The organism is Saccharibacillus sp. WB 17, assembly GCF_008634075.2.
GTDB lineage: Bacteria > Bacillota > Bacilli > Paenibacillales > Paenibacillaceae > Saccharibacillus > Saccharibacillus brassicae.
The window spans coordinates 1-12934 of the sequence record NZ_VPFK02000011.1 but is presented as its reverse complement, the minus strand read 5'-3'; the positions used below and the strand labels follow the sequence as shown (position 1 = coordinate 12934).

The following is a 12934-nucleotide window of genomic DNA, read 5'->3' as shown; positions in this document are numbered from 1 at the left end:
ATTATAACATACGAGCGAGATCGGGAACGAGAAACGCGGGGTCGAGCCGGACCGCGTATTCGTGCGGGATTACATAGAAGACGGTGTACGGGAGCACATGGCAGCGGGGGACGCGGCAGCCTGGTTAGATCTTGGGGAGGGAACAGCAGTGGACAAGCAGGTTCAATTGGAACGCATTATTTGGAAGCTCAAAATGGCAGCGCGCAAAGATTCGGGGTTCAAGGAGTTCGGGGCCAACCGGCACGGATACCGGATGAACGAACCGATCGCCGCGGAAGAGATCGCCGAGTTCGAAGCTTCTATCAAGGCGGCGCTGCCGGCGGAATTTGCGCAGTTTCTGCAGACAGTCGGCAACGGCGGGGCGGGGCCTTACTACGGAATTTCGCCTCTGCACTTGAGCGGTTCGTTCGGGGACCCGGGCGGGGAATGCGTGCTGGAACCGGGGATGGACCCGGAACGCTGGAAAGAGATCACCGCTTTTCTGGACGATCCTTCGTTGGACGAAGCCGGGAAAAAGAGACACGAACGCGCCTTGTACGGCGGTTTGCTTGCGATCGGGGAAATGGGCTGGACGTTCGAGATGATGCTCGTTCTGCAGGGGCCGTGCCGGGGACGCATCGTATACGTGGACCGCAATCATCAGATTCCTTTTTTTACGTACGAAGTGAATTTTCTCGAATGGTACGAGCGCTGGCTGGACGAGATCATCGGCGGCTACGATACGGATTGGTTCGCGCTGGAGCGGGCCGGGGACGAAGTGGTGCTGGTCGATCTGTATTTGTCGAGTCTGGAAGAGAGAGTCAAAGTGAGCGCGATTCAGGGCATGCACAAGCTGGCGAAGCTGAAGCCGGATGCGGTGTCTTTCCTGCTTGAGCAGGGTCTCGACGAATCGGCGGCCGTACGTTTGGCGGCGCTGGAGATTCTCGCGCAGAAAAATTACGCCGAGGCGGTGCCGCTGCTGATCCGGGCGCTCGGCAGTCCGCTGGCGGAAGAACGGCTGAACGCGGCCAGGCAGATCGACGCGTACGGGGAAGACGGCGGCGGGGAGCTTGCGATCGTACTGGCCAGCCGCCTGCCCGAAGAAGACGATCACCGCGTGCTGTGCCAGATCGTCCGGATTTTGGAACAGGGACCGGTCAATCCGCTGAACCTGCTTGTTCCGTTTTTCCGCTTTGCCGATCGCGACATGCGGCGCGAAGCGGTGTTCCATGCCGGACGGCTGCCCGGCCGGGAAGCGTACGTATCGGACTTCGGCCGCGCGCTGGACGACGAAGACGCTCTCGTTCGCAAAGCGGCGCTCGGAGCGCTTGAAGGGCTGCTGCTGGGCGAGCTGCTGCCGAAGTACGAAGCGCTGCTATACGACACGCACGCAGACAGCGAGTTTCGCCGCGCGGTATTGAGCCGGCTCGGCGAATACGGCCCGCGTGCGCGTGACGTGCTGGCGCGTCTGGGGCAGGGCGGCGACCCTGACGTACGCGCGGACGCGCGGCATTTGCTGGGACGCATCGAAATGGAAGTCAACAAGTCTTGAACCGGCTGGAAATCCGGTCCGGGTTCGATCCGGGTCCTATACAAGTCCGATCCGTGTCCGGTCTGGAATCGGTTTCAAGCCTTCGATGTTTGCTGTTCATATACCTGCGGTACGTCCGCCAAAGCTTCGTTTCGCAGGAAACGAAGCTTTTTTGCGTCCAAAATATCGAATCAATTGTAAATATCATATTGAAAGTATCGTTTGGATGTGTTAAAGTTTCGTTAAAGTCGAAATGACAATATCGAAAAAGAAAGCGGGGAACCTTGTATGTTCGGATTCCGTTTTGCCAAATTCCAGCCCAGCGAGTATGTCATGAAGATCAAGAACGGCAAAGTCGTCAAGGAAGGCGTCGGCCTGGCGTTCCATTATTACGCGCCGACCACTTCGGTCGTCGTCGTGCCGGTCTCTTCGATCGACGTGCCGTTCATGTTCGACGAAATGACGAGCGATTACCAGAAGATTACGGTGCAGGGCCAACTGATCTACCGGATCGCCGAATACCGCCGGATGACCGGCGTGCTGAATTATACGTATGACCTGAAAAAGAACCGCTACCTGTCCGACGATCCGGCTCTGCTCAGCCAGCGCGTCGTGAATATCGTGAAGGTGCGGATCAAGCGGGGGCTGGCCCGGATGCCGCTGCGCGAAGCGATCCAGGCGAGCGAGACGCTGGCCCAGAGCATGCGGCGCGAGCTGGTACAGGACGAGGAGCTGTCCGCGCTCGGCGTGGAGCTGATGGGACTGTCGATCCTCGCCATTGTGCCGAACAAAGACACGATGCGCGCGCTCGAAGCGAAAGCCCGCGAAGAAATTTTGCAGGACGCGGACGAAGCGCTGTACCGCCGCCGCAACGCTTCGATCGAGCAGGAACGCCAGGTCAAAGAAAACGAGCTGAACACCGAGATCGCGGTCGAGACGAAGAAACGGCAGATTCGCGAGACGCAGCTGAACGCGGAGCGCGCGGTCAAGCAGAAGCGGCACGAGATGGAAGAAGAGCAGCTGCGCTTCGATATCGGCATGGAGTCGGACCGCAAAGAACTGATCGGTCTGGAGACGTCGAACCGCAAAGTCGCCGCCGATGCCAAAGCGTACGAACTGACCGCGGTCATGAAATCGCTGGAGAACGTCAGCCCGGCCGTGCTGCAAGCGATGGCGCAGATGGATATGCAGCCGGACAAGCTGATCGCGATCGCGTTCCGGGACATGGCCGGCAATGCCGAGAAGATCGGCCAGCTGAACATTACGCCGGATCTGCTGCAGGGCCTGATGGGCGGGCAGTCGGCGCCGTCCGCGCAGGCCGCGAGAGGAGGCGGTCAGCGATGAGTCTGTTCGGCAAAAAAAGAGCGGAAACGGTGCCCGGAGCGGTGCAGCCGGCCGCCGGTCCGGAAAGCGAAACGAAAATCGTGCTCGTCAAGCGGCGCACCCGGCTCGAAGAACTGGTCGTCCGCTACAACACGATCCAGCAGGCGCAGTTTTTCGTGGAACGGCTCGGAGCCGACTTCGGGGATTACGTACGGGAAGACCGGATCTACCGTTCGGCTCTGAGCCAGGCGACGGAGACGCTGGAGCGGCTCGGCCGCGTGCAGCAGGTGGACCGGGAATACGTGCCGAACTTCATTTTCGGGGAAAAAGACCTGATCGTCGTGCTCGGCCAGGACGGACTGGTCGCCAACACGCTCAAATACGCCGCCGGACAGCCGCTGATCGGGGTCAATCCCGATCCGCAGCGCTGGGACGGATCGCTGCTGCCGTTCGTCGTCGAAGATCTGCAGGCGGTCGTGCGCGACCTGCTGCGCGGCCGGCGTCCGTTCAAGGAAGTGCGGCTGGCGCAGGCGGAATTGAACGACGGGCAGATGCTCGTTGCCGTCAACGACCTGTTTATCGGCCGCCGCACGCATGTGTCGGCGCGCTACGAACTGCGCCAGAGCGACGTGGCCGAACAGCAGTCGTCGAGCGGCATCATCGTGTCCACGGGCATGGGCTCGACAGGCTGGATGCGCAGCGTGCTTGCGGGCGCGGCGGGCATCTCTTCGTTCGCCGGCGGGGAAGCGGCGCAGCCGCTCGTGCCGGACCCTTCGTTCGGCTGGGATTCTCCGTATCTGTACTTCAGCGTGCGCGAACCGTATCCGAGCCGCTCGACTTCGGCCAATCTCGTGTTTGGCCGGATCGACGAAGGCCGTCCGCTCAAGATCGTGTCGCAGATGCCGGAGAGCGGGGTCATTTTTAGCGACGGCGTCGAAAGCGATTATCTGGAATTCGGGTCCGGCATCGAAGCTTCGATCACGGTGTCCGAGCGGCGGGGCAGGCTGGCGGTCTAATAGGCGGCGGCGGAACAGACGGTCTGCATCGAACGGGAATTTTTATGGAACGGGATCCTACAGAGAATGAATCGAAACGTTTCCTTGAAAAAGGAGACGTTTTTGTTTTGCACGGAATTTGGGTAAATATGGAGTATCCTTCGCACAGCCCAACGATCGACCAACAGAGAGAGAAGGGAGCCTGACGATGACAGAAGCGGTGAAGATTTACGTGCTGCTCAAATTCGGAGAGCGGCGGTTCATGGAACAATTCCGGCGCGGGCAGCTGCATTTTCAATGCCTGAGCGCTTTCAAAAACCCGGAACAAGACGAAGCGGGGCGCAACGATCCGTTCGAAGCGGCTTCCGTGATCTACAATCCGGGCCATTATAACGTGTATGTCGACGGCAAAAAGCTGGAGAATGTGGAAGGCCCGATCGTGCTGCAGGAACACGAAGCGGAGCGGCAGTATTCGCTCAGCCTGTACGGGGTGACGAACGAATCGCTGCGGCTTCATGCCGCAGGCGAAAAAGAAACGCTGATCCACCCGTGGAACGAAAAATTCGGCGATTACGCGGTCGTTATCACGAATCCGAAAGCTTTTCGCGACCGGATCGATGCCGCCTGCCGCCGCCAGGGATTCGGGCTGAGGGAAGGGATGGTCGCTTACCACGAAGTCGAGCATTTTACCGGGCAGTGGGGGTATTTCCGCAAACCGAAACAATACGAGTACCAATCGGAATACCGCCTGCTGCTCGATCTGGAGACGCGAGGCGAAGAATATAACCTGGATATCGGCGATCTGTCGGACATCAGCGAAGTCGGTCCTTACCGCGAACTGATTCCGAGAATCCGCGTCAAGATCCGGGAAGAAGGCGGAACGCTGCCCGAAGAGAACCGTTAAGCGTGATCAAGCGCGAAAAAAATTCCCGGACTCGACAAAAGAACATATGTTCGATATACTGAGAGGAGACCTTGTTAATGGAGATGCATACGATGAACGATGAATTTCTGAAGGACCTCCACGAGTTGGAACGTAACGACGAAGATCGCTCCAAGCTGATGATGAAGGGAATCAAGAAGACGTTGGCCGAACGCCAGTCCGCCAATCCGATTGAGCGCTGGCTCAAGAGCAAGCGCCGGAAGAAGATCGAAGCCTGGCATTCGGAGCCTGCCAAGAACGAACCGAACAAGAACGAGTCTACCAACCAGACGGAGCGCCGGGAGCCGGGTCGAGAGAACGCACACCGGGAAAGTTCTTACGAGACGAGAACCGAATAAGCGCGCCGCGCACACATACGGGAAGCACCCGCCTCTGCATGAAGCCGAGCGGGTGCTTGTTTTTTTGCGGGCGGGGCGGCGTTGTCGTATCATGAACAGGAGCGGACCGGCCGCATGCCGGAGCCGCCGGAATCCAACGCGATCTGGAGGGAAGCTCTATGAAATTTGCCAATATCGAACGGGGAAGCTTGTCGGAAGTCGCTCTGGCGGAAGGCGGGACTGTTATCCCGCTGCGCGAACTGGCGCCGTGGCTGGAAGGCTGGAGCGTCCTGCCCTCGACGACGGACGAACTGCTGCGCTCGCCGGAACAAATCGCGCAGATCGAAGCCGCACGGGCCCGGGCGATTCAAGGGGAAGCCCGGCTCGGGCTGGACGCTTCTGCCGTTCGCTATCTGCCCGCCGTGCTGAATCCCGGCAAGCTGATCTGCATCGGGCTGAATTACCGGCGGCATGCCGAAGAGACGAACATGCCGCTGCCTGCGGAGCCGGTCGTATTCGGCAAGTTCTCGGATTCGGTCACCGCGCACGGAGCTGTCGTGCCGTATCCGGCCCATACCCGGCAGCTCGATTACGAAGCGGAGCTTGCGATCGTGATCGGACGCACCGCTTCGAATGTGGACGAAGCCGACGCGCTCGATTATGTGTTCGGCTACTGCTGCGCCAACGATCTGTCCGCGCGCGATTTGCAGATGCGCTCGGGGCAGTGGCTGCTCGGCAAGACCGGCGAAGGCTTCGCGCCGCTCGGTCCGTTTATCGCCACCGCCGACGAGATTGCCGATCCGAATCGGCTGCGCATCTCGGCCCGCGTCAACGGCGTCGTCGTGCAGCAATCGAACACGTCGGACATGATCTTCTCCTGCCGCGAGATTATCGCGTACCTGTCCCGGCATTTTACGCTGCGCCCCGGCGACGTGATCCTGACCGGAACGCCGGAAGGCGTCATCCTCGGCAAGCCCGAAGCCGAGCGCGTCTGGCTGAAGCCGGGCGACGAGATGACGATCTCGATCGAAGGGCTCGGCGAGCTGACAAACATCGTCGGCGAGTGAAGCGGCCGCGGCAGGGCAGGGCAGACAGGGCAGTCGGCGTGCGAGGGCGTACGCCGATCGCCCGCTAACGAAGCCTCATCACGCTATTGGCTTCAAAACGGTCTTTTTTCCATATTAACGAATCGTCAGCACGCTATTTGCCTCAAAAGGCTCTCAAATCGACCCAATCTCGGCAATAAGCGTATGACGATTCGTTAGATTTTAAAAAAAGCGAAAAACGGGCAAATAGCGATACGACGATTCGTTAGGCGTCACGTCCGGCGCCGATTGCGCGAGGATGCCCGCCGCAATCAGGCTAACCACGCCAAAACACGCTGCACACACCCGAAAAACACCAAAAAACCCCATCCTCCAAACGGAGGATCGGGTTTCTCGTTTCTCTACAGGCTTCCGCCGAACGATTTTAGAACACTTTCGTCGTCCACGATTCGCAGTTCCACGTCTCGGTCACGATATCGCGGTAAAATTCCGGTTCGTGGGAGATCATAAGAATGGTGCCTTTATAAGCTTGCAGCGCACGCTTCAACTCGTTTTTCGCGTCGACGTCCAGGTGGTTCGTCGGCTCGTCGAGCACGAGAATATTCGTTTCGCGGTTGATCAGTTTGCACAGACGCACTTTGGCTTTCTCGCCGCCGCTGAGGACAGTGACTTTGCTCTCGATATGCTTCGTCGTCAAGCCGCATTTGGCCAGCGCCGCGCGCACTTCGAACTGGCTGAGCGAAGGGAATTCGCTCCAGATCTCTTCGATGCACGTCTTCGAACCGTCGCCTTTCATTTCCTGTTCGAAGTAGCCGATCTGCTGGTGTTCGCCGCGTTCGACCGTACCGGACAGCGCCTGGATTTCGCCGAGGATGCTGCGCAGCAGCGTCGTTTTGCCGATGCCGTTGGCGCCGACGAGCGCAATCTTCTGTCCGCGTTCCATTTTGAGATCGAGCGGACGGGACAGCGGTTCGCTGTATCCGATGACGAGGTTTTTGGCTTCGAAGATCAGCTTGCCGGCCGTGCGGCCGACTTTGAAGTTGAACTGCGGCTTCGGACGTTCCTGCGCCAGTTCGATCACGTCCATCTTGTCGAGCTTTTTCTGGCGGGACATCGCCATGTTGCGGGTCGCGACGCTCGCTTTGTTGCGGGCCACAAAGTCTTTGAGCTGCGAAATTTCCTGCTGCTGGCGCTTGAACGCCGATTCCAGCTGCTGCTTTTTCATCGCGTAGACTTCCTGGAAATATTCGTAGTCGCCGACGTAACGGTTCAGCTCCTGATTTTCCATATGGTAAATGGTGTTGACAACGCTGTTCAGGAACGGAATATCGTGGGAGATCAGGATAAACGCGTTCTCGTATTCTTGCAGGTAACGCGTCAGCCAGGCGATATGCACTTCGTCCAAATAGTTGGTCGGCTCGTCGAGGAGCAGAATGTCCGGTTTCTCCAGCAGCAGCTTGGTCAGCAGCACTTTGGTGCGCTGTCCGCCGGACAGATCGTCCACGTCTTTGTCGAGACCGACGTCGGTCAGGCCGAGTCCGCGCGCCGTCTCGTCGATCTTGGCGTCGATCAGGTAAAAGTCCTGCGCCGTCAGCGTATCTTGAATCGTGCCGACCTGCTCCAGCAGCGTCTCCAGTTCTTCCGGAGTGACGTCGCCCATGCGGCCGTACATGTCGTTCATTTCCTGTTCCATGTCGAGCAGGTATTGGAACGCGCTTTTGAGCACGTCGCGGATACTCATGCCTTTCTCCAGCACGGCGTGCTGATCGAGATAGCCGACGCGGACGCGCTTGGACCATTCGACTTTGCCTTCGTCCGGCTGAAGCTTGCCTGTCACGATATTCATGAACGTCGACTTGCCTTCGCCGTTTGCGCCGATCAGGCCAATATGCTCGCCTTTGAGCAGGCGAAACGATACATCCTTAAAAATGGCCCGGTCGCCGAAACCGTGGCTCAGTCGTTCTACATTTAGTATACTCATTAATGAAAGACACCTTTTTCTGTTAGATTTCGGTTGAACGATTTTTAAACTTTTTCCGTTTCATTATAAAAGGTAACGGCACACAACTCAATGGAAACGTGGAAAACAGTCAAATGTTTTCACGAAAAAGGAGCGGAAGACATGAAGATCAAATTTTGCGAAAAAAACATCGACCGCTTTTCGAAGCCGGCCTATAAGGAACTGAAAAGCAAATACGACGAAGTGAAAGTGAAAAAAGACGGCTGCCTCAAAGAATGCCGGTTGTGCCGCACCGAACCGTTCGCGATCGTCAAAGGCGAGATCGTGCGGGCGGAGACGCCCAAGAAGCTGGTGAAGAAGCTGGAAAAGATCATCGCCAAAAACTAGCAAAAAACCGTATCCCGGCATGGGATACGGTTTTTTTTATGGAAAAAACGTTATTTCGCCACGCCGGTCAGGTAGCCGTAACCTTGCGCTTCCATATCGGCCAGCGGTACGAACTTGATCGAAGCGCTGTTGATGCAGTAGCGTTTGCCGCCGCGATCTTCCGGACCGTCGTCGAATACGTGGCCCAGATGGATATCGCCGGAACGGCTGCGCACTTCGGTACGGACCATATTGTAGGCGTTATCTTCGTCGTATGTCACGACTTCCGGCAGAATCGGCTTCACGAAGCTTGGCCAACCGCATTGGGAGTCGTATTTGTCTTCGCTGGCGAACAGCGGCTCGCCGGTCGACACGTCGACGTAGATGCCCGGATCGTACGTATCCCAATACTCGTTGGAGTAAGGATGTTCGGTATCCTGCTCAACCGCGACCTGATACTGGATATCGGTCAGCAGCGATTTCAGTTGTTCCGGGGTGCGCTTCGGATAATCGGCCGGATCGATCACGATCTGGCCGGCCGCTTTGGAAGCGGCTGCGGATTTGAGGCTTTCGGAAGTCACGCCGGCTTCGGCTCCTGCCTGACCGGGAATCTCTTGTTCGTTGAGGATGCCCATATCGATATGGCAGTAGCCTTCCGGGTTCTTTTCCAAATAATCCTGATGATACTCTTCCGCCATATAGAAATTTTGCAGCGGCAGCACTTCGGTCACGATCTTCTTGTTGTATTTCTCCTGTTCCTTGGCGATCACGGCTTCGACGACCGCTTTCTCGCTGTCTGCCGTGTAGTAGACGCCGGAACGGTATTGAATGCCGCGGTCGTTGCCCTGCTGGTTCACGCTCGTCGGATCGACGACTTTGAAAAATTCCTTGAGCACTTTATCGAGCGGCACGAGAGCTGGATCGTACGTCACTTCGACCGTTTCCGCGAAGCCGCGATCGCCTTTGATCACGTCTTCGTAAGACGGGTTCTCGCCGGTGCCGTTGGCGTAGCCGGAGACGGCGTCCTGCACGCCGTAGATGCGCGCCATATACGCTTCGACGCCCCAGAAGCAGCCGCCCGCGAGATACACTTTTTTGAGATCGGACTTGGAGAAATCGACGTCCGCGTTCGGATTCGGGATGCTGGCGGCGGTGACGGCTCCGTACGAAGAAGCGCCGGAAGCGCTAAGGCCGAGCCCCGTGGACGAACAGGCCGAGATCAGCAGCGAGAGCAGGGCAATCGAGAGCAGCGGCAGCCAGGCAGCGGGCCGTTTTTTGCGGTTCATGCGCATAACCTCCTGTTAGCGGGATTTAGGGAATGTCGTTGATATTCGTCGCGATCACGTCGTTGGCGTTGTGGCCCGGCACCGTTTTGGCCAAGCCGCCGTTCGAATCGATGTAGAAGGAAGTCGGATACGCCCGCACGCCGAGCTGCTGCGCGTATTTGCCGTCTTGGTCCAGCAGCACGGTCGTATTTTTCTCGTCGAGACCGGCATACCATTTTTTGAAATCGGCTTCGGATTTTTCGCCTTTGAAGTTCGGGGCGACGATGCTGATCACTTTGTAGTCGTTGTCCTGGCCGGCCAGCGTGTTCAGTTCTTCCATGCCGGCGAGGCAGATCGAGCACCACGAAGCCCAGTATTTGATGTAGACTTTTTCGCCTTTGAAATCGGCGAGCTTGACTTCGCTGCCGCTCAGGTCTTTGAGATCGAACTGCGGAGCCGGCTTGGCGCTTGCGGTCTGGCCGGACGAGGAAGCCGCGTCGTTTTGTCCGCAGGCGGACAGCAGCAGAACGGCCGAGAGCGTCAGGAGAAGCAGCGGCAGCCATTTTCGGCGCAGGGGACGGGCGTTGACGTTGTTCAAATGAGTCATCTCCTTGAGTTAAAAATGAAAGTCGGATTGCGGCCGGTTAGATCTGAAAAGCGGACGTGAGCACGGCCAGATTGTTCGTCATGAGCAGGATGCCCATCGCGATCAGTACGACGCCGGACACCACTTTGAGCTTGCCCATATGTTTGTACAGATTTTTGAGGCGGCGCAGCAGCAGGTCGGAGAATACGGCCAGCAGCAGAAACGGAACAGCCATGCCGACGGTGTAGACGAACATCATCCACACGCCGTAGCCGGCCGAACCGCCGCCCGCGGCCACGCCGAGCACGGCGGCGAGCACCGGCCCGATACACGGCGTCCAGCCGAAGCTGAACGTGAAGCCGAGCAGGAACGCGCCGAACCAGCCTTTTTGCTTCGTGCTGTCGAACGTGAGCCGTTTTTCTTTTTGCATGAACATGAGATTGAGCACGCCGGTCTGATGGATACCGAACAAGACGACGACGGCGCCGCACGCGATCATGAACCACGAGCTGTTGATCACGCCGCCGAGCGCGCCCGCGCCGAAGCCGAGCAGCAGGAACACGGTGGACAGTCCGAGAATGAACAGCAGCGTGCGCCCGATCAGCTTGGGATCGACGCGGAATCCGGCAGAGGACTCCGCGGCTTTGGCGCGCTCCGCTTCCGAACCGCCGAGAAAGGCGAAATAGACAGGCAGCATGGGGAAGATGCAGGGCGAGAAGAAGGACAATACTCCTGCCGCGAGCACGCTTCCGACATATAGGGATTCAGCAGGCAATGAAGCGTCACCTCCGGGGGAATAGGTTCGTTCGAGCATCGAATACGTCAAAAATAAATCTTTCAAAACTTTTGTATACCTATTGTACGCAAAAAAATAAGGTTTGGATTAGTTTTAATAAATATTTGTTTGTGAACAAAACAAGGCGCTAGGCGGCTTTCTTCGGATAAAAATAAAAAGGGCCTGCCGGGCCGTATGCCGAAAGGTTTGCTTGTATAAGGCGTAAAGTCTGCTTAAAGTGAGAGTAAATGTAATTTTAAAATAAAAATAGGGGGTCTGTCCGTGTCCGGAACCTGGTTCAATCGCCTGATGTTTTCTTATCTGCCGATTCTTGTGATCGTGCCGGTGATCCTCCTGATTTTGTTTTTCGCCGGCTCGGCGGAGCTGTCCAAACGGGAAACGGCGAGAGCCAACGCGGTCTTCTCCCGGCAGGCCGTCCAGTCGCTCGATTATTCTTTTCGCTCCATCAACGAGATGATGAACCGCGAGATTCTGTCGGGCGAGTTCGATTCGTTCTTCTCCGCGGCGGCGAATCCGTATCTGGCCGCCAACGACGCTTCGACGCGGCTGGCCCGGCTGAAGCTGACCAATCCGCTGATCGATTCGCTCTACGTCTACCGGCTGTCGGACGGGACGGTCCTCGACAATCTGTCGATCCGCAAGCTTGCGACTTTCCCGGATCGGGAATTTGTCGAGCGGACACAGGCCGGCCCGCTGCCTACGCGCTGGTCGCAGCCGAGACAGATCGCGGGCCCGGGCGGGCAGCCGCGCACGGTCGTAACGCTGACGCGCGGCATTCCGCTGCTGACGGGCGAGCGCGGGCTGATGGTCGTCAACGTCTCGCTTGACTCGGTGCGCGGCCTGCTGCGGGAGATGATCGGGGAAGAGACGAGCTTTATTCATCTGTACACGGCGGACGGCGAGCTGATGCTCGGAACCGAGACCGATCTGCCCGCCGCGGACGCGCAGCCGCCCGGCGGCGAACCTTCCGCCGAAGCGGCCCGCGCGCCGGAATCCGGCCGGGAATTGTCCGCCGCCACTTCGCCGTATACCGGCTGGGAAGTGCGCGGGGGCATCGTCGGCGATGGACTGTCGAGCGTCCTGACCGGCATCTGGTACGCCTGGCTCGTGGCGGCGCTGCTCATTATGACGCTCGGCATCGTCTGGGCGGCGCTCGTCTCGCGCCGCAATTACGAGCCGGTCGTGCGGCTGCTTCAGCGCCTGGACGCCCTGCCGCCGGGAACGGCGGACGCCGCGGCCGCACTGACGGAAGCGGCCCGGCTCGGCGAGCGCTCCGGCGCCGAGCAGACGGCCGGCCGCGAAACGGAGCGCGGGGCCTCGGGGGAGCCGGCCGAGCGCAGAGAGCGCCGCGCGCCGCATCCCGACGAGTTCGAGCGGATCGAATCGACGCTCAGCGCCATGATCGCGCGCGCCGAAGCGGACCGGCGGCGCCGGCGCGAAGATATCGGGTATCGGCGGCGGGAATTTTTCCGCGAACTGCTGGAAGGAACCCGGGCGATCGAACCGGGGAACTGGGACGAAGAGACGCGCCGGCTGAACGTGGACGGCGTTCTGCCGGGGAGAGCGGAAGCGGACGATGTCCCGCGTAGAGACGCAAGCGCGGAGCGAGAAACCGGATTCGGCCTCGCCGTCGTCGGCCTGCTGGAAATCGACCGGCCGGAGGCGTTCAACGACGCCTACTCCGAGCGCAGCCGCGAGCTGCTGCGCTACGCGCTGGCCGCCGCTGCGGCCGAGCTTGCGGCGGCGCGCGGCGCCTGGCTCTGGGCCGAATGGCTGCCCGGCGGCCGGCTCGGCCTGCTGCTGCGCCTGCCGGTGCAGCCGCGGCAG

General features: G+C 59.0%; 12 protein-coding genes. 8 read left to right on the top strand and 4 right to left on the bottom strand.

Annotation, left to right across the window (positions count from 1 at the left end; genetic code table 11):
• Positions 1-148 precede the first annotated feature (148 nt).
• The 6 genes from FTE24_RS03705 (at position 149) to FTE24_RS03680 (ending at position 6155) form a co-directional block, all read left to right on the top strand.
• The gene (locus tag FTE24_RS03705; RefSeq protein WP_150229450.1) at positions 149-1531 is read left to right on the top strand and encodes a HEAT repeat domain-containing protein; all 1383 of its coding nucleotides are present in this window, start codon (positions 149-151) and stop codon (positions 1529-1531) included.
• A 267-nt stretch (positions 1532-1798) separates the two neighbouring features.
• On the top strand, positions 1799-2854 hold the full coding sequence (locus FTE24_RS03700; protein WP_150229448.1) for an SPFH domain-containing protein: 1056 nt from the start codon (positions 1799-1801) through the stop codon (positions 2852-2854).
• Positions 2851-3849, top strand: a complete 999-nt coding sequence (locus FTE24_RS03695; RefSeq protein ID WP_202111747.1) for a sugar kinase — start codon at positions 2851-2853, stop codon at positions 3847-3849. Before FTE24_RS03700 ends, FTE24_RS03695 begins: the two co-directional genes overlap by 4 nt.
• Before the next feature lie 187 nt (positions 3850-4036).
• Positions 4037-4732: a hypothetical protein gene (locus tag FTE24_RS03690; RefSeq protein WP_150229446.1), complete on the top strand. Its 696-nt coding sequence runs from the start codon at positions 4037-4039 to the stop codon at positions 4730-4732.
• A gap of 77 nt (positions 4733-4809) precedes the next feature.
• A complete protein-coding gene (locus FTE24_RS03685) occupies positions 4810-5109 on the top strand; it encodes a hypothetical protein (RefSeq protein WP_150229444.1) in 300 nt (99 codons plus the stop codon).
• Positions 5110-5267: 158 nt separating this feature from the next.
• Complete coding sequence (locus FTE24_RS03680; RefSeq protein WP_150229442.1) at positions 5268-6155, top strand: fumarylacetoacetate hydrolase family protein; 888 nt, start codon at positions 5268-5270, stop codon at positions 6153-6155.
• Between the two features lie 403 nt (positions 6156-6558).
• Here the strand turns inward: FTE24_RS03680 and FTE24_RS03675 are convergent, their stop codons facing one another.
• Positions 6559-8115 (bottom strand): ABC-F family ATP-binding cassette domain-containing protein, encoded by a 1557-nt coding sequence (locus FTE24_RS03675; RefSeq protein ID WP_141450182.1) that lies wholly within the window; start codon positions 8113-8115, stop codon positions 6559-6561.
• 141 nt (positions 8116-8256) lie between these two features.
• Here FTE24_RS03675 and FTE24_RS03670 point away from each other — a divergent pair, with 141 nt between their 5' ends.
• The gene (locus tag FTE24_RS03670; RefSeq protein WP_150229440.1) at positions 8257-8481 is read left to right on the top strand and encodes a DUF1450 domain-containing protein; all 225 of its coding nucleotides are present in this window, start codon (positions 8257-8259) and stop codon (positions 8479-8481) included.
• Between the two features lie 50 nt (positions 8482-8531).
• Here the strand turns inward: FTE24_RS03670 and msrB are convergent, their stop codons facing one another.
• The 3 genes from msrB to FTE24_RS03655 are packed head-to-tail and all read right to left on the bottom strand — an operon-like array spanning position 8532 to position 11086.
• Entirely contained in the window at positions 8532-9746 is a 1215-nt protein-coding gene (gene msrB / locus FTE24_RS03665; RefSeq protein ID WP_141450176.1) for a peptide-methionine (R)-S-oxide reductase MsrB, read from the bottom strand.
• 25 nt (positions 9747-9771) lie between these two features.
• A complete protein-coding gene (locus FTE24_RS03660; RefSeq protein ID WP_237401617.1) occupies positions 9772-10323 on the bottom strand; it encodes a redoxin family protein in 552 nt (183 codons plus the stop codon).
• 46 nt (positions 10324-10369) lie between these two features.
• On the bottom strand, positions 10370-11086 hold the full coding sequence (locus tag FTE24_RS03655; RefSeq protein ID WP_141450172.1) for a cytochrome c biogenesis protein CcdA: 717 nt from the start codon (positions 11084-11086) through the stop codon (positions 10370-10372).
• A gap of 282 nt (positions 11087-11368) precedes the next feature.
• Here FTE24_RS03655 and FTE24_RS03650 point away from each other — a divergent pair.
• Positions 11369-12934, top strand: a 1566-nt coding sequence (locus FTE24_RS03650; RefSeq protein WP_160441636.1) for a cache domain-containing protein, incomplete at its 3' end; no start/stop codon positions are given.

Bases quoted from the DNA above. Each gene is read 5' to 3' on its own strand.
- FTE24_RS03675 (WP_141450182.1), bottom strand. From the start codon at position 8,115: ATGAGTATACTAAATGTAGAACGACTGAGCCACGGTTTCGGCGACCGG.
- msrB (WP_141450176.1), bottom strand. From the start codon at position 9,746: ATGAACCGCAAAAAACGGCCCGCTGCCTGGCTGCCGCTGCTCTCGATT.
- FTE24_RS03695 (WP_202111747.1), top strand. From the start codon at position 2,851: ATGAGTCTGTTCGGCAAAAAAAGAGCGGAAACGGTGCCCGGAGCGGTG.
- FTE24_RS03680 (WP_150229442.1), top strand. From the start codon at position 5,268: ATGAAATTTGCCAATATCGAACGGGGAAGCTTGTCGGAAGTCGCTCTG.
- FTE24_RS03700 (WP_150229448.1), top strand. From the start codon at position 1,799: ATGTTCGGATTCCGTTTTGCCAAATTCCAGCCCAGCGAGTATGTCATG.
- FTE24_RS03690 (WP_150229446.1), top strand. From the start codon at position 4,037: ATGACAGAAGCGGTGAAGATTTACGTGCTGCTCAAATTCGGAGAGCGG.
- FTE24_RS03670 (WP_150229440.1), top strand. From the start codon at position 8,257: ATGAAGATCAAATTTTGCGAAAAAAACATCGACCGCTTTTCGAAGCCG.
- FTE24_RS03685 (WP_150229444.1), top strand. From the start codon at position 4,810: ATGGAGATGCATACGATGAACGATGAATTTCTGAAGGACCTCCACGAG.